Below are 19468 nucleotides of genomic sequence, written 5' to 3' on the forward strand. Positions count from 1 at the left end.
GGCCTGGGGCGTGTTGGGCTTGTCGTTGCGGGTTTAGTTCTTTGTGGGGGGGGGCTTTTGGCGGGGGCCCGCGGGGGTTGGCTATGCGGGGGGGGCCGATTATAACCGGCCCCCCGCCTCATTCGTGGTGCAGGTGTCAGACCTCAACACCGGGTACAGGACGCCCAGTCAGGGTCTTCTCGGTTCTGGAGTCGGCTACGAGCCGTCGGCTGGCCACGTACGGGCCTCCACCCGCCGCGCCCGGCGCCGGCGCAGCCGCGCGGCCCGCCGCCCGAACTCGCCGGTGTAGTAGAAGCACGTGCACCCTCGCCCGGCGTACCGGCACTCTCGCCGGTATCCGGGCACTTCGCGTCCCAGCATCGACGCCACCAAGGCCCCCGTCATTTCCCATCCAGCAAATCCAGCACCGCAGTTGCGCGCCGCCGGCCGCCCTGCGAAGCTCAGCCGCAGGGAGGCTCACCCGACCAGAGTCCGCGCGGTAGCCGCGGCTCGGGCACCAGCTCGCCCGCTCAGTTGAAGTAGATCCCCGCGAAGGCGCCGTCGTAGCCGGCCGAGGTCATGGCGACCTCGAAGTCGTCCCACACCTTCTCCGGGTGGGAGAAGTGCTGGTCGAAGTAGTCGACCGTCAGGTCCGGCTCCAGCCACTCGTGCGAGCAGCGGCAGCGGACGAATACCTGCTCGCGCACGTTGAGGAGCAGCCAGTCGCGGCGGGCCTTGCAGTGCTCGCAGATGATCACGATGCCGCGGGCGTTCAGCTCGTCGGCGTGCGGCACGGCCCGGATGACGGGCTTGCCCGGTTCGGGTTCCGGGACCACCAACGGGCTGTCGGGGATGTGCAGTTCAATATCGGCGAGCGGCGGGAGGAACGCCGGCTCGTGGTCGTCGCGACGTCTCGGCAGATCCGACAAGTACAGCCCTTTCATCAGACGTGGGGGCTATAACCACGAAAGGTACGATTTTATTCCCGAAACTGGATTCCGTTACCCAGCTGTGATCTTTCCGGGGTCGGGCGTTCACCGTCGCTGTTCCGGGCCTCGCTTGGCAGGTGTTGTGCTGGGACGGGGTTCGGCCTGCTCTGCCGGGTCGCCGGCGGTTCGCCGGGGAGAGCGTGCTTGAGCGGCAGCTCGTCGGTCCGCGCCGCCGGTTGAGGCAGCGACTCGGAGCAGTTCGGTGAAGGCCGGGCCGTGGCTGAGCCAGGTGTGCACGTCGTGCCACGCCTCGGAATTGCGTTCCTCGAGCGCCTCATTGTAGCCGTCGACCGTGGTGGCCCTGGTGAGGATGCCGTTCCATCGGTGGACGATTCCGTTGGCGCTCGTGAAGGCGTTCTCCAGCTCGCCCAGCATCCAGTCGGCTCGGTCTGCGGCCGGCCCGGGCGGCAGGTTGGCCTGGGCGGCGCGGCCGTCGCGGAGGAAGGCGCTGGCGTCGGGTAGGACCCGCTCGAGGTGGCGGAGCGCTTCGGCATCGCGGCGGACGACGCCGTCGCCGTAGAGCTGGTCGTCCAGCGGCCACCCCTCCTCGTCGCTCAGGCTGTCGGAGATCGAGTCCCAGTGGTCGACGGCCGCTTGGGCCTGTCCGAGCGCTTCTTCCAGGACTGTCAGACGCTGGTTGGCGAGGATCTGGTCGTGGCGGGGCAGCAGTGTGCGGGCGATGTCGGCTGCCGCGCGGGCTGGCTCAGCCTCAGCGGGAACGTGGAGTTCGAGCACCTCGCCGTCGTTGACGTGCTCCATGTACGAATTGCCGTTGGTCACGGCCATCGAGCGGATCCTGTAGCCGGGCCCGGTGGGGAGCTGCTCCTCGGTGACGAGCAGGCCGATAGGCCGGGCGAGGCTGTGGAGGACGACGGCGTAATGGAAGTCGGCGAGTTGGAGTGTGGGCCGGAGGACGAGCAGCGAGATGATGTCGGCCATGTCCTCGTCGAGGCCCTGATGGTGCTCAGCCCGCCAGGTCCCGGGCAGGTGTGTGGCGAGGGCAGTGGAGTACGAGTTGAGGTTCACGGGTCCTGGTCCTGGGTTCTCTCTCCTCGGCCCGGCGGCGTGCGGGGTGTTGTCGGGCCGGGGTGGGCGGCTTCGGTCTCGGCGGGCCCGGTGCAAGCAGCGCACCAGGCCCGCCTGCGGCCGGTGTCAGCCGATGGTCGGCCGGGGGTCGACGGCCGTGTCGAGCAGGCCCTCGGCGTGCGCGAGGTGTTCGTGCACCTGGGCAGCGTCGGTGCCGGTGACCACCAGGTGTCCCAGACGGGCGGCGTTGAGGTCGCCCTGCGGGGGCAGCAGGGCCTGCTGGCCGGGTCGGAGTTCCCACACCAGGCGCTCCAACCAGTCGGGGGTGCCGAGTTCGGGACGCGGGTGCGCCCTGCGGACGGTTCCGGAGTGGGCCGGGTAGAGCAGGCAGATGCCGGCGGCGGATGCCCGGGTCGGGGTGAGGTCGGGTTCCCTGCCCAGGGCGATGTCGGCTGCTGCGGCAACGAGGTCGATCCCGGTGGCGAGGTGGACCAGGTGGGCCACCAGGTCTCCGCCGATCCTGGCGTTGACCTCGACCAACTTGGGGCCCGCGGTGGTCAGGCGCATCTCGACGTGGGAGATGCCGCTGTTGACACCGAGGGCGTCCAGTGCCGCCTCCGCGATCGGTCCGACCTCGGCGAGGAGCGGGTCGTCGGCGGCGACGACGTGGCCGACCGCTTGGAAGTGCGCTCCGGCGAGTTCCGTGCGGGTGACGGCGACGGCGGTGGTGATGCCGTGGGAGGTGACGCACTCCACCGCGATCTCGGGGCCTTCCAGGTACTCCTCGACGAGGATGCCGTTGCCCTCCTGGCCTTGGGTCTCGGCGTGGGCGTTGACGTAGGCGAACGCGGTGGGCAGTTCGTCGAGCCGGTCGACCTTGACGACGCCGATGCCGTCGGCGTGGGCGGCCGGCTTGAGGACTACGGGCAGGCCGATCCGGCGGGCCGCGGTGGTGGCGGTCACCAGGGAGGTGACCCGGATCGACTGGGCGGACGGCACGCCCTCGGAAGCCCACACCGCCCTGCTCGCGGCCTTGTTGCGGCAGGCCGTCGCGGTTGCCGAGGACTGGCCGGGCACCGCGAGGTCGGTGGCGATGTGCGCGGCCGGGACGACGGCGTGCTCGTCCCACGTCACCACGCCCTTGATCTTGTGGCGGTCGGCGATGCGGGCGACCGCCCACCGCAGCTCCTCGAGGTCGCCGAGGTCGGCGACCTCGTGGTCGCGCAGGTAGGGCAGCTGCCAGGTCGGCTCGGCGTCGCTCACCAGGACCAGCGGGCTGCGCGTGGCGGCTGCGGTGAGGCAGTACGAGCTGAACGCCTGATCGCCCGAGCCGAGGACCAGGAGCACCCCGTCATCGAGGGCGTTGTCCGGATGGGCGGCGGTCGTGGTCATGTGGTGCTGTTCTCCAAGAGATGGAAGGGAGTTGGGGCTGGAGGGTCAGGCGGCCTGGGCCTGGAGGTGCTCGTCCTCCTTCGCGGTGGGCTCGGTGGCCGGGTGCTCGTAGGAGTGCCGGTGGCTGTGGAGGCCGGCCAGGCAGAAGGCCGTGGCGACCGCGGTGGCCACGGCGGTGGCGAACAGCAGCGCCCTCACGTTGGCCGCCGGAACGGCGAGGACCAGCAGGCCGGCCAGCGGCAGCGGTATCAGGACGAGCAGGACGCAGGTGGCCAGCGTCGCGGAGAAGCGGCGGGCGGGAATCAGCCGGGCTCGTGCGGTGCGCAGGGCGACGGTGGCCGCGCCCTCGGCGGCCATCACCGTGCCCACCGCGGCGGTGTAGGTGGTCAGGGTCGGAGCGATGGCGGCGGCGCCGGCCGCGGTGCAGGCTACGACGGAGGAGGTCAGGATCACGGGGAACAGGCCGAAGCGGTCGATGGCGGGCTTCGCGGCCAGGGCAGCCAGCAGGGAGGTGCCGGCCGCGAAGCTCCAGACCAGGCCGGTGGCGGCGGTACTGCGGTGCAGGTCCTGGGCGACGGTGATCGGGGTGGAGACCTGGAGGACTCCGAAGACGACGTTCGCCGAGGCGAGCGTGCCGATCAGCCAGGCGAGGGCGGGGGTGCGCAGGACAGCGTCGATTCCGCCCGCGAGCGCGTCGCGGACCCGCTCGCGGCGGGCCTCGGCGACCAGGCGCAGGCGGGTTCGCGGGGTGTGCATGACCAGGGCCATGGTGATGGTGACGGTGGACAGGATCGCCACGGTGGTCAGCAGGAGGGCCGGCCCGGCGAGCAGGAGCGCGCCGCCGATCAGCGGTCCGAGCAGTGCGGCGCTGCGGTCGATGGCGGTGCACCTGGACTGCACCCGGTGGATCTGGGTGCTGGCGCGTCGGCTCGCCTCGGCGCCGAGGGACTCGACCGCAAGGAGGCTGCCTTCGGCCAGCATGCCGGCGGCGATGCCGAAGGCGAGCACGACCGCGACGCCCAGCCCCAGGCTCATCCCCGCCAGGGTGAGGAGGGCGGCTGCTCCGCGCGCCAGGCTGGTGGCCAGGACGGCGGTCTGCGGGCTGTAGCGGTCGACCATCGCCCCGCCGAGCACGACCGCTGCCAGCCTGGGCAGCCACTCCAGCAGGAAGGCCAGCCCGGTCCACATCACCGAGTGGGTGAGGGTGAGGACCAAAAGCGGCACGGCGTAGGTGATCACCGATCCCGCCAGGGCGTCGGCGCCGCGCAGCACGTAGCAGCGCAGCAGCCAGTCCCGGTCGCTCTGCCGGGGGCGGCGCGGGACTCGGCGGGACGGCTCCAGGAGCGCGGGCTGCGTGATCGAAAGGGGCAAGAGGGTGCTCTCCGGCTTGGGCGTGGTGCGGGGCGGCGCAGCTGCTGCCGCCCGCTTGTGGAGGTGTGGGGCGGGCGCGCTGGAGTCGGTCAGCGGCGGTGGGAGACCGGCAGGACTGCGACAGCGGGTGCCGGTCCGGTCGGGGCGGCACGGTGTTCGCCGACAGGAACTGCGGACGGTGTGCTCGCGAGGGCGGCCTCGCGACGCACCGCCCCGGCCGGGGCGCCGAGGACGACCGGTTGTCCGGCGGCGGGCTGGAGGCCCCGGTGGCGTGTCGGGCAGGTGACGCCGTACCCCTCGGCGCGCAGTCCGTCCACGGCGCGGGCCACGGCGGCCCGGCGCTGCGTCGGCTCGGCGAGGGTGGCGGGCAGACGGTACGAAGTGCGCTCCGTCGAAAGGTTCTTGACGAAGCCGGCCTGCCGGAGAAGCGTCTCCGCTCGGAGCAGGGTGGCCTCTGCCCTCTGCCAGCCCGGGTCGATGCGGTCCAGGTATCCGTACACCCCTGCCAGGAGCTCCGGGACGCTGCCACCGTTCGCGGCGTGCGATCCGTTCCGCTCACTGTCGTAGGCGACTTCGAACAGGTCGGGGTTGTCCGGGTGGTCGCGGGTCACGAGCCAGCTGGGGGGCGATCCGGGCCGGTAGTCGCCGCAGTCCTCCGGCGGGGAGATCGTCAGGTGACTGCCGTCCACCAGCAGAACGTTGACGACGTAGTCGCTCGCGCCGTAGTCGACGACGCACTCCAGGCCGTAGCTCTCCAGCGGGTCGATGATGCCGCGGTACCGCTTCGCGGGGTCGTAGGTGTCGTACGTCCGGGGCGTAAGCGGCCCCATGACGTGGGCGTTCACGTCGAGGCCGGCCTCGGTGATCAGGACGGTGACCTGGTCGGTGCGCACGGCGGGTCCTCCTGCTGTTCTCGGGCGGTGGCACGCCCGCCGACGAAGCGTCGATCGCGTCCGTCGGCGGGCGGATCACCAGAGTCCCGTTCGACGGGCTCGCCGCAGCGAGCCGATCTTGTGCTATGGCCCTCGGCGCCCTTGCCCCCTTCATTCACCTTCCGCAAGCGTGGTGCCGACCTGACCGTCGGCGGATCTCAGGAGGTACACCGTGACGATCGACAACGACAGCAGCGGCGAGGCCGGTGACTACGACCTGCTGGCGACCGGAGTCTGGGTGGACGGCGAGGTAGTCCCGGCCGTCGTCCGAATCCAACGACCCGCCCCGCTGCCTCCGCAGCCCCCGCTCCCCGCGGACTGGGGCAGCTGCGCCAGAACACGGGACTGCATCGACGGTGAGTGCTACTGCGCCGAGCCGATGCTCGCCGACTACCTGTTCCCTGACGGGGACGGCCCGGACAACCTCGACGGCTGGAGCGGCCTGGACGAGTACTCGTAACGAGCCGTCTGCACCCCGGCCTCGCCCGGCCAACCCCGGAGCCCCCTCGTCGGGTACGAGGGGGCTCCGCTGGTTCAGCCCCGGCCGCTGCGCCCCCGGCGCTGCGGCCCGGGCACCGGGGCAGCCGGACCTGCGGCCCTGGGACGGGTGCCGGCCTTTCCGGTCTCAGCCGAAGGTACGGCCGACAGCTCCGCGAGCCGGCGCACCCGCCAGACCATGACGGCGGTGACGGACTCCGCAGTGTCGAGTTCACGACGGTTCCGGGCTCGCTCGAGGAGCACGGCCGGGTCGTGGCCGGCAGCCTCCGCTTCGGCGAGGGTGGCCGCGAGCGCGTCCCAGTCCTGCCCACCGGGCTCGGTGTCCACTGCCTCGGGCAGTTTGGCCCGGATGACCGCGTCCTGCCGTTCGCGAACCGGCGCGGGCAGGGAACGGCCTCGCGAGGCCATGGCCGCCATCGGGCGGGCGGCCACCGTGGCGTACGCCGCCCGCAGTTGCTCGGCAGCGGCGCCGGCGGCGGCAGCCTGCTGGGCGTGGGCGCGCGCTGAGTGCCACCGCGCCGACGCGATGGCCAGCAGGATCAGGGCCGACAGCAGCATGGCGGTGACGCCGCCGTCCTCACCCCGATTCCCGGCGTAGCCGCTGCTGAGCAGCTGGCGGGCCGCCGTACGGACGGCCCGGTTGTCGGCCCGCTCAGCGCGGACATGGGAGCGCGATGCCCGCTCGAAGGCCCTTGCCGCCGAGAGGAGTTGGGCCTTGGTATCGGCCGGGGCGCGCACGGCCAGGACGTCGATGATCTCGATGGCGCCGACCAGCTGCGCCGCCGCGTCTTCGTCGGGACCTTCCTCAATCGTGCGGGTGGCGTCGTCGACCGCGGCGGCGGCGTCCCGGCGGGCACGGGCGGCCTTGGAACCGGGCACCCGCGCCTTGCCGGCGCCCGGGTCGCCCACCTGGGCCGCGCTCGCGCCGTCTGCCCGGACAGCGCCGTTCAGCCGCTTGCGGATGCGAGGAAGGGAGAGGTCCGGCGCCAGCTTCGAGCCGCTGAAAAAGATCGGCTCGCCTTGGGCGTTGCGGTCGTCCGGGTGGGCAACCGAGTAACCGAGAACGTCGCCGGACGGGCCGACTTTGCGCTGCACCAGCAGGCCCGCAGCTTCGAGGCGGCTGAGGAACTCGGCTTCGTCGCCGGCGCCGGCGACGGCCTGGCGGACCCGGTCCCTGAGCTGCAGGCGCATGGGCTCCGGGCGGCCGAGGCGCTCCGCCTTGTGCCCTTCCGCGCTGGTGGGCCGCTTGGCTGCCGTCTTGTCGCCCGGGTTGAGCTGGCGCAGGCCGAGTTCCTTCTCGATCTGGCGGCATTCGTCCTGTGCGCGCTGGGCGTCGTTGTGGAGGCGGGCACCGCGCAGGTCGCCGCGCACGATGGTGGCCATGATGTGGATGTGGCGGGGGTCGTGGCGTACGGCGATCCAGCGGCAGCCGTCCGGGTCGCCAGGCAGGGCGATGCCGGCGGCAGCAACGACGCGGCGGGCGACTTCGCCCCACTCCTCATCGGAGAGCAACCGCTCGTCCGGGTCGAGGCTCACCGGGCAGTGCCAGACGTGGTTCTTCAGACGAGGCCGACCGCGCTGGTTGACCCGCAGATCGAGGGCCTGCTCCAGCTGCTTGAGGGTGGCGTTGGGGTCGCGGCCCGGGTCCGGCGCGAACCCGTCCCAACTTGCCACCAGGTGAGGGTCAAAGTGCTCGTCGCGCCGGCCGGGGCCGAAAAGGTAGGCCAACAACCCGTAGGTCTTGTTGCCGCGGCTGACATCAGGAACCAAACGGACCGCCGTTCACCAGCTGGGCTGCGGTGTCGTCGACCACGGCCACGGCCTGGCGGACGGCACCGAGGGTGAGGGCCAGCTCTTCCGGCTGAACGTGGCCAGCGGCGTGGAAGCCGAAGGTGAGCTGGTTGAGGTTGTTGCCGACGCGGGCGAGCTGCGCTCGGCTGGCGGCGAGTTCGTCGACGGCACGGTCGAGGCGGTCTTGTGGGTCAGTGGCGGTGCTGTGACCGCGGGCGGCACTGATGGCACTGGTCGCGATGAAGCGACCAACGGTCACAGCACGGCTGGCGGCGGCAGCGGCGATCTCGCCTTCTTCGTCTTCGTTGAGACGCACGGTCAGCTTGCGAGTGCGGCTCTGGGGATTGCGGTGGCGGCGGCGCGGTCGACGTACAGGGCGCGCGTCACTGGTCGGTTCGGCGGCGGACGGCTCGGCGGCGGAGCTCGGCGTCTCGATCTTCTCCTCCTCATTCTCCTGCCGGCACCCCCTGGTGCCGGTGACCGAGGACGAGTCGAGCGCCCCCGCTCGACTCGTCCTCGGTCCTCCCTCGCCCCCCGGGGGCGAGGGCAAGTGCCAAAGTCGGGCGTAAGCCCGGCTTTGGCGATAGCTTGCTGCGCCGTAGGGGCCAAGCCGTCAGCCACAGAACTACGGTCACAGCCAACGGACTTGGCGCGCTCAGGCGGCAGTGGACTCCAGCTCGAGCTTCGCGTCCAGGAGCACGCCGAGCCCGTAGTCCAGGGCTTCGACCGGGCTCTCCAGGACGACCTTCGGCCCGCCGGCGGACCGGCGGACCAGCCAGCTGCCGTCGCTGGCGGCCTTGGCGGATCGGACGAGCCGCTGCTCCAGGAGGAGCTGCATCAGGGCGTCCGGGGTGGTGGTCTTCGACTTGGTGCTGGTCATGTGCGCTTCCTTGGAATGGAGTTGGGTGTGGGAGTGGGCCGGTGGGCGGCGAGGTGCGGGGAGTGCGGGGAACCGGTCACGGGTTTCGGCGGAGGTTTGGCGGCGGCGTCGTCGATCATCTTCATCAGCTTTCCCATGCGCTCGTTGCTGATCGAGTAGCCCTGCTCCCGGAGGCCGTCCGCAACAACGTCCCGGTTCACCCGGCCGGCCTTCGCGGCAGCTTCCCTGGCGACCGGCACCAGGTCCTCCAGCTGAACCCGCTTTCGTCCGGTGGACGCGGACGAGCCCGCCGAGGGCACCGGACCGGACGGACCCGCCGAGGAGACCGGACCGGACGAGCCCGCCGAGGAGACCGGACCGGACGAGCCCGCCGAGGGCACCGGACCGGACGGACCCGCCGAGGGCACCGGACCGGACGAGCCCGCCGAGGAGACCGGACCGGACGAGCCCGCCGAGGGCACCGGACCGGACGAGCCCGCCGAGGGCACCGGACCGGACGGACCCGCCGAGGGCACCGGACCGGACGAGCCCGCCGAGGGCACCGGACCGGACGGACCCGCCGAGGAGACCGGACCGGACGAGCCCGCCGAGGGCACCGGACCGGACGGACCCAGTTGGTCCGCGCCGACCAGCCGCAGGCGTGGCTGCTCGGTGGTGGTCTGGTCGTGGTCGAGTTGCGGGGTGTCCGAGCGGCTGCGGCGGAAGCGGGTTCGCCACCTAGAGCGGACAGTGCTCGGTGTCGTGGAGTCGGTCCGCTCCGTGCGAGCCGTGAGCTTCTCCGCCTGTGCAGCCTCGGCTTCGTCCGGCTCGCTGTGCGCCGCCGTGGGAGTGGCGTGCCGCGACATGACGATGTAGAGGTGGGTGGCACCTCCGAGCACCAGCGGGGCGATGGTGCTGAGCGCCCCAACCGCGCCGTTCGTCAGGTGGATCCCCTGACCCGGCGTGGTCTCCTGGTTGAGGCGGACGGCGTGGGTCCAGTTGGCCCAGACGCTGGTGGCCGTGGCGCTGCCGAACACCGACCAGGTATAGGCGCGGGCGCGCCATGGCGCTTCCTTCAGCACGACCAGCGCCCGCACGCCGTAGGCGATGAACCCGTCGATCGCGAGGGGGAAGAGGTAGGACAGCTCGGGGCGCACGTGCATGGCGACGGCCATCTGCTGCAGCGCGTCGTAGCTCAGGGTGCCGCCGACCGCGCCCATCACGCCGATCGCGGCCTTGTCCCAGCCGGACATGCGATTCGGTGTGCTGCCAGGCTCGTTCATGCCGCCACCGCCGCCGGCTCCGGGTTGAACTGGGCGGCGATGCGCTGCTCGCGGCGCAGCAGGAAAGGCTGCTTCTCCAGCTGCGCGCGGGCTTCGCGCAGTCGGGTGAGCGCCCTGGTGCGACCGATGTCGAGCACGGGTGCCCAGATCCGCGGGTCGAGGTCGAGGATGGCGGCAACGACGCCGACGCTGTCGCGCTCGGATCGGGAGAGGGAGACGGGGCGGCCGTGAAGTGCGGCAACGACGCGGTCCTCTTCCCATCGGCCGTTGGTGTTCAGCTTGTGCAGGGCGAGTCGCTCGTTCTGATCGAGGCCGGCGCGGATGCCGTGGCGGTCGTTGGTCTCCAGGGCCTCGGTGAGGCATTCGTCGCTGACGGGACAGGCGCTGCACAGGGCCTTGGCGGCTTGGTTCTTCGCGGTCTCGCCGGCCGAGGGGTAGAAGAGGTCCGGCTGCGGGCTGTCAGCGCAGGCGGCCCGGCGTACCCAGGTGTAGTCGCGTCGGCGGCTGGTGATCGAGGTGATGGTGCTGGACACGGGGTGGTTCTCCGGGTGGGTCCGCTGCCGAAAGGGGGCGGACGTGCGGGGCATCGGCTTCAGCGCGGCCGGGGTCGGGGTGGGTTGGTCGCGCTGGTGCCGGCCGTTCGGTGGCTAGCGGGGTCGCGGGCCGGAGAGACGGGGAGCCGTCTCTCTGGCCAGCGTTCTGATCCGCCGGTCGACGGCCGGGCTCGTCCTCGAGTCGGCCGGCGCGCTCGGGCGGCTGGCCTGCAGCTGCGCGAGCGCGTGCAGGTATCCGGGCGAGGCGTCCTCGCGGGTCTTGATCTTGGCCTCTTGGAACGCGCCTCCGCCGCACCTGCCAGGCTGGCGGGGCTCCTCGGCGGGCCCGGTGCCGTACGCGCGCAGCACGCGGATGCTGTGCAGGATCGTTTCTCCGTACGCCTGGTTGATCTTCGCGATGAGCACCGGGGCGAGGGCCCGTACGTGGGTGGCGTAGGCGGGGGATGTGGCGCGGACGACCAGCTGGCGGCTCTTGTGGTCGAAGCTGACGGCGGCGACGTGGTCGGCGAGGTCGCCCACGGTCGTCGGCCAGAGGTCGAGCAGTCCGCCGCCGGCCAGCGGCGCCTGCCAGGCGTGCTGGGTCACCAGGTCGGACAGGGCCGTTCCCAGCCCCACGGGGTCGAGTCCACCGCACCGGGGGGCGGCAGAGCGCCCGGTGGTCGGGGCCTTGGCCGCGCCGGCGGGGCGCTTGCTCGCGTCGGCGCGGGCTCGGCGGAGGGCGAGGCGGGCGAGGTCAATGCCGGTGTTCTCGTTGTGGTTCATCACGCGGTTCCTGCTCTCAGGTGGCTGCTGGTGGTGCGGAGGCGCAGGACGCGCTCGACGAGGTCGCGCCCGTAGATCTGCTCGGCCTGGTCCCGGCCGGCCAGGGCCAGGGCGGAGGCGACGAGTTCGGGTCTTCCGGTGAGGTACTGGCGCCACGCGGTGGTCCGGACCTCGCGGTGCTCTTCGCTGGTGGGCTGCTCGTCGAGGGCCACCAGCGGCTGGCGACGGGTCGCTCTGGTCCAGGCGTCCCGGAACAGGCGCTGAACCGCGGTGCTGCGCGGGGCCTGCCAGGTGCCCTGCCATTCGGCGTGGCGCTCCTTGGCCGCCTGCGGGCTGTCCCGCCACCAGGCGGCGATCGCGCTGCGCTTGGCGGGGGTGTCGTAGAGCAGTTCGGCGCCGGCGAGGCGGGCGGTGAGGAAGCCGACTGGGCGGTGGACTCGGCGCGCGGGTGTCCGCTGGGCCAGGACGGCGATGACCTCGTGGGCGGTCCACCCGGCGTCCGCGAGGTGGCGGACGGCCCAGGCGATCCGGGCAACCGGGCTACCGCTGAGCCACGGGACCTGCCGGACGAGTTCCAGGGCCAGCTGGTGGCGCCGTCCGACCGCGTTCAGCTTCCGGCGGGTTCGCTTGCCCGGTCGGTCCTGCTGGTCTCTCCCGTTCTCGAGGTCGCCCTCAGAGGGATTGTTGGTAGGTGCTGCAGGAGAAGACGTAACAGAACCTGCCCCCATTGGGGTGCAACGGGACTTCTTCCGAGGGGAGTTGATGCCGGCCTTTCTGGTGCGCCGCTTGGCGCGGCGCACGGTTCGGGCCGCCTTCTTGCCGAGCTGGGCGAGGGCGAGACGGCTCTCGTCGGAGACGACACCGACGACGGTGCGGATGAAGGTCTCGGACTCGGCGGTACGCAGCCCGATGGCGTCGTCGAACAGCACAGGGATGGTGCGGACGAACTCGCTTGCCTTGGCGGCGGCCTGGCGCATGCGGGTGCCCTTGACGGTGTACGTGAGCAGTCCGGATTCCCTGAGGATGGAGAGGTGGTACTGCACCGTGCGCTCGGACAGCTGGAGCATCCGCACGAGGTAGCCGACGCCCGGCCGGCACGGGGTGAGCTCGGCGAGCAGCTGGGCGAGGCGGATCGTGGTGCTGCCGAAGCGGGGACCGTGGGTACGGGCCGGGCGGTGGGCCTGGCTGTCGCGCACCCAGTGGACGGCTTGCAGCCAGGTGTACGGGTCCGGCGAGATGCGCCCGGAGGTGGTCGATATCCACTGAGAGGGGTCGGGCACGAGCAGGCCGAAGCCGCCCGCCGCCTCCTGCGCCTCGAGGGCGCGGCCGGGCAGGATGGAGCTGGGCACGGAAGTCCTGGTTTCACTGGGCACGGCGGCCTGGCGCCACGAGCTGTCGCAGCTCGGGGCACGGCACCGGCGGATTCGGACGGCGGTACGCGCTGGGCGCGTTCATCGCGAGGGGCAGCCGCCTCGTGCGGGTCGAGGCAGGACGGACCGCCGGAGCCCGCCGGGTCGGCGGGACCGGGGCGGTCAGGCTGCTGGGCGGCGCCCTGGGTCAGGCCGCCATGGCGGCGGGTTCTGCCGCGGCCACCGCGGTCAGCCGTCCGGTATCGAGGTCCAGCTCGTGGGCGAGGTACGGGTCGAGACCGGGGAAATGCTGGACGATCCAGCGGGCCGCCAGCTGCCGGTCGACGAGCGGCTGGCGCACGTGTCGGCGCTGGGCGTCGAAGGCGCTGGCCGTGCGCGGGAACTTGCCGGCTCGGCGGTCCAGCCGGACCATCGCGGCGTCCGGCGCGAGGAGACCGGCGAGGGCCTCGACGAAGGAGGCCGGGGCGGTGGCGATCTCGGTGCTGTCGGGCCTGGTCGGCGACGCGGCTGTACGCGAGAAGGAGGACATGCGAGACTCCTCGGCAGTGGAGCAGGTCGGCCGCGTGGTGGAACAGGTAGGCCGGCTGCTTCGGACGTGGTTGAACGTCCTCGTTGTCGAGGAGCCCGGGAGCGCCAACTCCCGGGCCCTTGGCGAGAACGGCCGAGGTGACCCGTCCTGCGGGCCAGTGGGCCGGCCAGCGCCCTTCGAGAGCGCGCAGAGCGACACCCCCGAGGAGGGCGGACACTTTATTACCCCTTCGGCGGGATCAACGTACACCAAAATGGCCCGCCCTGGGCAATAGATTGACCCTCAAGATGTGCGGTCAGGCACTATCAGGCACTAAAGTGTCCCCGTGGGACGATCTGACACGGGAGGAGCGACGATGGCCAAGCACATCGACGCCGATACGGGGGCTGCGCAGATCGCGGCGCGGCTGGCCTACCTGTTCGAGCACCGGCATCCCGAGGAGCGCGGCCCGTACACGATCGCCGAGGTCGCGGCTGGCACCGGCATCAGCGAGTCCTCGATCAAGCAGCTGCGGGGCGGCGGCAGGGCGAACCCGACGATCAAAACCCTCACCGCGATCAGCACGTTCTTCGACGCACCCCCGACGATCTGGGTCGTGACCGACGAAGAGGTGGAGACGGAACTCGCCAAGCGCGACCTGACGTCAGCCATGCGGGACTCCGGCGTCCAGTCGATCGCGCTGCGCAGCCAGGGGCTCAATGCGAAGAACATGGCGCGCATCACGGAGATGATCGACATGGCGAGAGAATCCCAGGGACTACCCCCGATCCCCCCTACCTGACACCCCGAGCGAAAGGAACGGGTGGCGCTCTTTTCTCGGCCCTGTCTACGCGCATAGATATCTGGCGCGCCCCCTCACCCTCCCGCCGGCTTGGCATCGACCGGGGCGGAGGCGAGAGGCACGCAAGGTCAAGCGCAGGCCGACCCGAGCCCGCCGCCCGGACGGCGACGGCCCAGCATGCGGGGCCCGATTCCGAGCGGCGCGGTGATCACCCGCCGAAGGCAGCACCGGCGGACTCGGCCAAGGCCGCCCGGGGAACCTGGGCTGAGTCCGCCGCAAGGGGTTCAGACGCCGTGAAAGCTGACAATGAATCGCAGCGTGGTGTTGCGCAGCGGGGCCAGGGCCATGATCCGGCAAGGCACCTTGTCGTCACCGCCGTGGGGCATGCGCATGTACCTCACGTCGCCGTCCGGGTGGACGTAGTAGTCGTGGCGGTCCCAGATTTCCTGCGCCTCGGGGCAGCCTTCCATGATGTCCTGCACGAGCTGCTTCAGCTGGACGTGGTCAGGATGCTGCGCCGCTGCGGTCCTAATCTGCGCCAAGAACGGGACAGCCCAATCCTCCTCCCAGTTGACCAGCTGCTCGCGCGCCTCCGGATAGAGGAAGCTCCACCTCATGATGTTGCCGGAGTAGACCCACGGATACATCACCCTGTCCGGTGAGTTGTGCGCGACGACGTTCCAGGCAAGGTCTGAGATATAGGCCGGGCTCGGCAGCATCTTCGCGAGCAGGCGCTGCATGTCGCCGTCCATCGCCGCCATGGCGTCCGGCTCCGCACCGCGCTCGGTGGGTCCGCGCCCGATCGCCCGGTGGAAAAGCGCGAGCTTTTCGGCGTCGTTCAAACGCAGCGTATAGGCGAGTCGATCCAGGAAATCCTCGGAGAAGCTGGCTTCCTCGCCGTTTTCGAGTTTGCTGTACCAGCGGGTGCTGACGCCGATATAACGAGCCATCTCGCTTTTCGAGACTTCGGCAGTTCGACGAGCAGAGCCGGTCGTCTTCACCAGACCCGGAAGGGCATTGGGGTCCAGGCGCCGGCGCCAGCGTTCCACCATGCCCGCCAGAGTCTCATCACGGGCTATCAGGCGTTCGTGGTCGGTCTTCATGAACGTCGATTCTAGGCAGCGGCCGAGAGGCAGGCATGCCGGAGGAGCCTGTGGGGAACACCACACCAACAGCAAAGTCGAATCAACGTAACGAAACGATTTCGATGCTTGTTTTCGGATGATGAACAGTCAGCTGGAAATGATCATGCGGGCCGATTCCCATGGGGCGTCAGATCCCAGTATCGACGGCCCCTGGGGCCAAACGATTACTTTCCGTTAGCACAATCAGGCGATAACGCAGCGAAGTCGATGCGTGTAGCACGAACTACCGGTTCCGGAACTGGTGCTTCCGGAAGTGTTTGTTCCGGAACTGAAAGTTCCGGCGACGGTTTGGCAGGGTGGGGCTACCGGCCGCTGCCAGGTAGCGCCGGGCCTCCCTCACCCCGTTTGGAGTACGTACCCATGTCTCGATCCGCACTCGTCGTCGGCGGCAGCCGTGGCATCGGCCTTGCCGTAGCGCGACAGCTCCGTGAGCAGGGCCACAGGGTCGCCGTCACCTCTCGCAGCGGAAACTCCCCGGAGGAGGGGCTCCTCGCGGTGCCGTGCGACGTCACCAGCCCCGAGTCGGTCGACGCGGCCCTGACCGCGGTCGAGGCGGCGCACGGCCCGATCGAGATCGTCGTGATCAACGCGGGCATCACCCGCGACACCCTTCTGCTCCGCATGAGCGAGGAGGACTTCGACGCCACGCTCCAGACCAACCTGGCCGGGGCATACCGGGTCGCCAAGCGGGCCGTCAAGGGCATGATGCGTGGCCGGTTCGGCCGCCTGGTGTTCATCTCCTCCGCGGGTGCGATGACGGGGGAGGCCGGCCAGGCCAACTACGCCGCCTCCAAGGCGGGCCTGATCGGCTTCGCCCGGTCCCTGGCCCGAGAGCTGGCCTCGCGCGGGATCACCAGCAACGTCGTCGCGCCCGGCCTGACCGAGACCGACATGACCGCTGTGCTGACGGACTCCCAGCGCGAGTCCCTGCTGCAGCGCGTGCCCATGGGCCGCATGGCCCGACCGGACGAGGTCGCGGCTGCTGTCGCCTTCGTGACCTCCGACGCCGCCTCCTACGTGACCGGTGCAGTCATCCCGGTCGATGGTGGCGTCGGCATGGGGCACTGACCCCGGTTGAAGCCGGGCCCTGGGCGCACGAGGGGACGCCCAGGGCCCACCCAAGACTCCAACGGAATTCTTGATCATCTCTGGGAGGTGCCGTGCATGCGGGTTCACTCCGGACCGCCTGCGAAGATCGACTCGGGCGCCTGAATCTGCCGCACCGGTTCAGCGAGAACGACCTGATCGGAGCGGTCGCCTCACTGGTCGGACGGACAATCGCCTGCGAGCCCGTCGATATGAGGGGCGCATTCTCATGCGGACTGCGCAAGAGATATTCCGACCGTGAGGTCATCTACTACGAGAAAAACGCCTCGGCGCTGCATCAGCGACAGATTATTGCCCATGAACTCTCCCACATCCTCTGGGAGCACAAGGGTGAGATCGACCTCGCTGACCTGATGTCTGACGAGGAACTCGCCAGCCTGATGGACTGGAGCATTCTCGGGGTTTCCGCCCGCACGTCGTACGAAACCGACGCGGAAGTCGAGGCGGAAATGATGGCCACTCTCATACTTCAGCGCATGTACCGCGGAGCCGTAATGCCCGCCGCGCGCCCCAGCGCCGCCGATGAGCGCTGGGATGCAATATTCGCCTGATCCCTCAAGGAACAAGTCGTGATCAACGCCATTTTCGGCGGCATGCCCCTGATCCTGCTCGCCGCCTCGCTCTACTGGGCCCTCCGGCGGCGTCCGGGCCAGCGGCCTGCGGGCACTCTGAGCTTGTCCGCTCTCCTCGCTTGCTTCGCGGTCGCCTTCAGCGCCTACCAGCCGACGATCCGGGCGTTGGAGGACGCCGTCTCGCTGGACCTCTCCCGGCTGGTGAGCAACAGTGCGACCCTATCCGCAGGAGCCGCAGTCTCCTCCGTGCTCCTCTACCTCAACTACGACGTCGCCGACGCCCGCCGGCGGGTCCGCTGGCGACTTCGCCTCCTGGCCGTGGCCGTCGCCACCATGGCCGTCGCCTTCGCCGTCACACCCCGCGAGCTGATGTGGAGCACGGCCGAGGCGCAGGGCGGCCTCGACGAGGCACCCACGTCCCTTCACGTCTACTCGGCGGCGTACATCGCCTTCCTTTCGTACGCCGTCTTCGACTGCCTCACCCAGACCTGGACCAGAGCCCGCAAGGCAACCCGGACCACCCAGCGGCTCGGGCTCCGCACGACCGCCGCCGGCTGCGTCGTCGCGCTCCTCTACACCACCTACAAGACCGTCAACGCCGTGGCGGCATTGTTCGATTGGAACGCCATCCCCGGTGGCCCCCGCTGCACAAGCCCGGTCACGCCGGTCAACTGCGCTTTCAGCGTGACTGCGCCAGCCGTCAGCGTGCTACTCATCACGACGGGGCTGACCCTGCCCGCCATTCTCTGGCCGGTAACCCAGTTCCTCCGCCGCCGCTGGGAGCGCCAGTCCATTTCGGACCTCACCCCGCTCTGGCAGGACCTGACGAAGGTGTGCCCCAGCGTCGTCTTCCGGACGATCGGCGGGGCGACCGAGTCCGACCTCGTCCTTCACCGACGGGTCGTGGAAGTCTGCGACGGGATCCTCACCCTGGACGAGCACCGCTCGAGGGCCGTCCAGCACGCAGCAGCAGCAGCGGTCGCCGCCACCCGGCACGCCGGGACCGATCGCGGCGCCGCGATCGTCGAGGCGGCCGTGGTCGCCGGAGCGATTCGGGCCGCCCGTGCAGACGCCCCTGCCCAGGACGATCCTGCCCCGCAGGCATCCGGTGCCGACGCCCGCGAGGGAGACCTGCGCGCCGAGGCGTTGTGGCTACGCTCGGTTTCTCGGCAGTACGCGAGCAACGACATCGTCCACCGCGCCGCTGACCACCAGTTCCCGGCGCTCACTGCGGCCTAGGGAGACATCATGGCCTCCGCATCCCCCTTTGCGGACCCGGAGTTCTACCGGGACCGCTACCCGATCTACGCAGCACTGCGCGGTCGGTCCCCCGTTCTCCAGGTCCCCATGGGCGAAGGCGGCGCGACGGCGGTTGCCGTGACCGGCTACGAGCAGGCGCGCCAGGCATTCAGCGCCGCCCTCTCAAAGGACACCGGGGCCTACTTCGCCGACCGCCCATCCGGCCGTTCACTCCACCCTGCGGTCGCCCACACCATGCTGCACACCGACCCGCCGGCGCACACCCGGCTCCGGCGGCTGGTGAACAAGGCGTTCACCGCCGCCCGGGTCGACGGTCTGCGCCCCTACATCCGTTCCCTCGCTGAGCAGCTCGTCGGGATGTGGCAGCCCGGCAGCGAGGTCGACTTGGTCGAGGAGCTGGCCGGCCCCCTGCCGGTCACCGTCATCTGCCAGCTCCTGGGCGTCCCCCCAATCGACCGGACCTTGATCCGCACCTGGTCGACCGACCTGTTCGCCACCGGCGACCACCAGCGGATCGACGCGGCCTCCCACACCCTGGCCGGCTTCATGGCGGAGCTGATCGCCACCAAGCGCGCGCATCCCGACCACTCACTGCTCGCCGATCTCAGCGCGGTTCACGACGAAGATGCCGACCGGCTCAGCGAGGAAGAGCTGCTCTCCCTCTCCGTGCTGCTGCTGGTCGCCGGCCACGAGACCACGACCGCGGCGATCGGCAACGCCGTGCTTGCGCTGCTCCAGCACCCCGCCGAGCTCGAGCACTTGCGTACCAGCCCGCATTGCATCCGCGGCGCAGTCGACGAACTGCTCCGCTACGACTCCCCGGTCAGCATCGCCACGTGGCGGTGGGCACCTGAGGAGGTGGACCTCGGCGGCACCCAAGTGCCCGCCGGCAGCCCGGTCTTTGTGTGCCCGGGTGCGGCCAACCGCGACCCCTTGCGGTTCCCCGACCCTGATCGGCTCGACCTCGGCCGTGCGGACGCCGCCGCCCATCTCGCCTTTGGCCACGGGATTCACCGCTGCCTCGGTGCCCCGCTGGCCATCGCCGAGATCGAGATCGTGCTCGATGTCCTCCTGGAGCGCTTCCCGGACCTGAAGCTGGCGGTCCCGGCCGACCAGCTCGTCTGGCGCCGGTCCCGGCTGGTTCGCGGCCTTGAGGCTCTGCCGGTGCAGCTGTAGGCGTACGGGTGCGGGGACGCGGATACCTCCGGTCCCCGCACCGCTGGACCCAACTGCCTCCCTCAGCAGGAACCTTGTCGATCGGGCATGCG

Annotated in this window: 20 protein-coding genes; 6 read left to right on the top strand and 14 right to left on the bottom strand. The window is 70.6% G+C overall.

Annotated elements, in window-relative coordinates; all coding sequences use genetic code 11:
• Positions 1-509: 509 nt before the first annotated feature.
• The 5 genes from ACFXAM_RS03435 to ACFXAM_RS03455 all read right to left on the bottom strand — a co-directional run bounded on the left by ACFXAM_RS03435 (position 510) and on the right by ACFXAM_RS03455 (position 5650).
• Entirely contained in the window at positions 510-908 is a 399-nt protein-coding gene (locus tag ACFXAM_RS03435) for a hypothetical protein (protein WP_380287316.1), read from the bottom strand.
• Positions 909-1013: 105 nt separating this feature from the next.
• A complete protein-coding gene (locus tag ACFXAM_RS03440) occupies positions 1014-1994 on the bottom strand; it encodes a hypothetical protein (protein ID WP_380287317.1) in 981 nt (326 codons plus the stop codon).
• A gap of 126 nt (positions 1995-2120) precedes the next feature.
• On the bottom strand, positions 2121-3386 hold the full coding sequence (locus tag ACFXAM_RS03445; protein ID WP_380287318.1) for an acetyl-CoA carboxylase biotin carboxylase subunit family protein: 1266 nt from the start codon (positions 3384-3386) through the stop codon (positions 2121-2123).
• A 45-nt stretch (positions 3387-3431) separates the two neighbouring features.
• Entirely contained in the window at positions 3432-4757 is a 1326-nt protein-coding gene (locus ACFXAM_RS03450) for an MFS transporter (RefSeq protein ID WP_380287319.1), read from the bottom strand.
• Positions 4758-4846: 89 nt separating this feature from the next.
• Complete coding sequence (locus ACFXAM_RS03455) at positions 4847-5650, bottom strand: hypothetical protein (protein ID WP_380287320.1); 804 nt, start codon at positions 5648-5650, stop codon at positions 4847-4849.
• Between the two features lie 211 nt (positions 5651-5861).
• Here ACFXAM_RS03455 and ACFXAM_RS03460 point away from each other — a divergent pair, with 211 nt between their 5' ends.
• Positions 5862-6149: a hypothetical protein gene (locus ACFXAM_RS03460; protein ID WP_380287321.1), complete on the top strand. Its 288-nt coding sequence runs from the start codon at positions 5862-5864 to the stop codon at positions 6147-6149.
• A 74-nt stretch (positions 6150-6223) separates the two neighbouring features.
• On the opposite strand, the gene ACFXAM_RS03465 is transcribed toward ACFXAM_RS03460, so the two are convergent.
• From ACFXAM_RS03465 to ACFXAM_RS03500, 8 genes are all read right to left on the bottom strand, one after another.
• Positions 6224-7957, bottom strand: a complete 1734-nt coding sequence (locus tag ACFXAM_RS03465) for a relaxase/mobilization nuclease domain-containing protein (protein WP_380287322.1) — start codon at positions 7955-7957, stop codon at positions 6224-6226.
• Positions 7947-8528, bottom strand: coding sequence for a plasmid mobilization protein (locus ACFXAM_RS03470; RefSeq protein ID WP_380287323.1), 582 nt, complete (start codon positions 8526-8528; stop codon positions 7947-7949). The genes ACFXAM_RS03465 and ACFXAM_RS03470 overlap by 11 nt, the downstream gene beginning before the upstream one ends.
• 105 nt (positions 8529-8633) lie before the next feature.
• Positions 8634-8858, bottom strand: coding sequence for a hypothetical protein (locus ACFXAM_RS03475; RefSeq protein ID WP_380287324.1), 225 nt, complete (start codon positions 8856-8858; stop codon positions 8634-8636).
• A complete protein-coding gene (locus tag ACFXAM_RS03480; protein WP_380287325.1) occupies positions 8855-10090 on the bottom strand; it encodes a DUF2637 domain-containing protein in 1236 nt (411 codons plus the stop codon). The genes ACFXAM_RS03475 and ACFXAM_RS03480 overlap by 4 nt, the downstream gene beginning before the upstream one ends.
• A 26-nt stretch (positions 10091-10116) precedes the next feature.
• Positions 10117-10653 (bottom strand): WhiB family transcriptional regulator, encoded by a 537-nt coding sequence (locus tag ACFXAM_RS03485; RefSeq protein WP_380287326.1) that lies wholly within the window; start codon positions 10651-10653, stop codon positions 10117-10119.
• A gap of 114 nt (positions 10654-10767) precedes the next feature.
• Entirely contained in the window at positions 10768-11436 is a 669-nt protein-coding gene (locus ACFXAM_RS03490) for a DciA family protein (RefSeq protein ID WP_380287327.1), read from the bottom strand.
• The gene (locus tag ACFXAM_RS03495; RefSeq protein WP_380287328.1) at positions 11436-12785 is read right to left on the bottom strand and encodes a winged helix-turn-helix domain-containing protein; all 1350 of its coding nucleotides are present in this window, start codon (positions 12783-12785) and stop codon (positions 11436-11438) included. The genes ACFXAM_RS03490 and ACFXAM_RS03495 overlap by 1 nt, the downstream gene beginning before the upstream one ends.
• 208 nt (positions 12786-12993) lie before the next feature.
• Positions 12994-13335: a hypothetical protein gene (locus ACFXAM_RS03500; protein WP_380287329.1), complete on the bottom strand. Its 342-nt coding sequence runs from the start codon at positions 13333-13335 to the stop codon at positions 12994-12996.
• A gap of 355 nt (positions 13336-13690) precedes the next feature.
• Here ACFXAM_RS03500 and ACFXAM_RS03505 point away from each other — a divergent pair, with 355 nt between their 5' ends.
• A complete protein-coding gene (locus ACFXAM_RS03505; RefSeq protein WP_380287330.1) occupies positions 13691-14116 on the top strand; it encodes a helix-turn-helix domain-containing protein in 426 nt (141 codons plus the stop codon).
• 284 nt (positions 14117-14400) lie between these two features.
• On the opposite strand, the gene ACFXAM_RS03510 is transcribed toward ACFXAM_RS03505, so the two are convergent.
• Positions 14401-15219 carry a helix-turn-helix transcriptional regulator gene (locus ACFXAM_RS03510; protein WP_188302133.1) on the bottom strand — a complete coding sequence of 273 codons (819 nt, stop codon included), beginning with the start codon at positions 15217-15219 and terminating at the stop codon, positions 14401-14403.
• Between the two features lie 402 nt (positions 15220-15621).
• Between ACFXAM_RS03510 and fabG the strand changes: the two genes are divergently transcribed.
• The 4 genes from fabG to ACFXAM_RS03530 all read left to right on the top strand — a co-directional run bounded on the left by fabG (position 15622) and on the right by ACFXAM_RS03530 (position 19376).
• A complete protein-coding gene (gene fabG, locus ACFXAM_RS03515) occupies positions 15622-16329 on the top strand; it encodes a 3-oxoacyl-ACP reductase FabG (RefSeq protein ID WP_380287331.1) in 708 nt (235 codons plus the stop codon).
• Between the two features lie 92 nt (positions 16330-16421).
• Entirely contained in the window at positions 16422-16919 is a 498-nt protein-coding gene (locus ACFXAM_RS03520) for an ImmA/IrrE family metallo-endopeptidase (protein ID WP_380287332.1), read from the top strand.
• An 18-nt stretch (positions 16920-16937) separates the two neighbouring features.
• On the top strand, positions 16938-18179 hold the full coding sequence (locus ACFXAM_RS03525; protein WP_380287333.1) for an MAB_1171c family putative transporter: 1242 nt from the start codon (positions 16938-16940) through the stop codon (positions 18177-18179).
• Between the two features lie 9 nt (positions 18180-18188).
• Positions 18189-19376, top strand: a complete 1188-nt coding sequence (locus ACFXAM_RS03530; RefSeq protein WP_380287334.1) for a cytochrome P450 — start codon at positions 18189-18191, stop codon at positions 19374-19376.
• The last annotated feature ends 92 nt before the right edge of the window (positions 19377-19468 follow it).

Source organism: Kitasatospora sp. NPDC059462, from assembly GCF_042749955.1.
Classification (GTDB): domain Bacteria; phylum Actinomycetota; class Actinomycetes; order Streptomycetales; family Streptomycetaceae; genus Kitasatospora.